1 rRNA gene is annotated in these 626 nt (G+C 55.8%); it reads right to left on the reverse strand.

Features of this window, described 5'->3' with window-relative positions:
• Window positions 1-626: ribosomal RNA gene (locus tag RBH18_RS43920) — 23S ribosomal RNA — on the reverse strand; the annotation flags it as partial.

Genomic DNA, 626 nt, shown 5'->3' on the forward strand with positions numbered 1-626 from the left:
GTGTGAATGCCACAGCTTCGGCGGTGTGCTTGAGCCCCGCTACATTGTCGGCGCGGAACCACTTGACCAGTGAGCTATTACGCACTCTTTAAAGGATGGCTGCTTCTAAGCCAACCTCCTGGTTGTCTAAGCGACCCCACATCCTTTTCCACTTAGCACACGCTTAGGGGCCTTAGCTGGTGATCTGGGCTGTTTCCCTCTCGACTACGAAGCTTATCCCCCGCAGTCTCACTGCCGCGCTCTCACTTACCGGCATTCGGAGTTTGGCTGATTTCGGTAAGCTTGTAGGCCCCCTAGACCATCCAGTGCTCTACCTCCGGCAAGAAACACACGACGCTGCACCTAAATGCATTTCGGGGAGAACCAGCTATCACGGAGTTTGATTGGCCTTTCACCCCTAACCACAGGTCATCCCCCAACTTTTCAACGTTGGTGGGTTCGGTCCTCCACGCAGTCTTACCCACGCTTCAACCTGCCCATGGCTAGATCACCCCGCTTCGGGTCTAGAACACGCGACTCAAAACGCCCTCTTCAGACTCGCTTTCGCTACGGCTACCCCACACGGGTTAACCTCGCCACGTGCCACTAACTCGCAGGCTCATTCTTCAAAAGGCACGCCATCACCC

The sequence above is a fragment of the Actinoplanes oryzae genome (assembly GCF_030757795.1).
GTDB lineage: Bacteria > Actinomycetota > Actinomycetes > Mycobacteriales > Micromonosporaceae > Actinoplanes.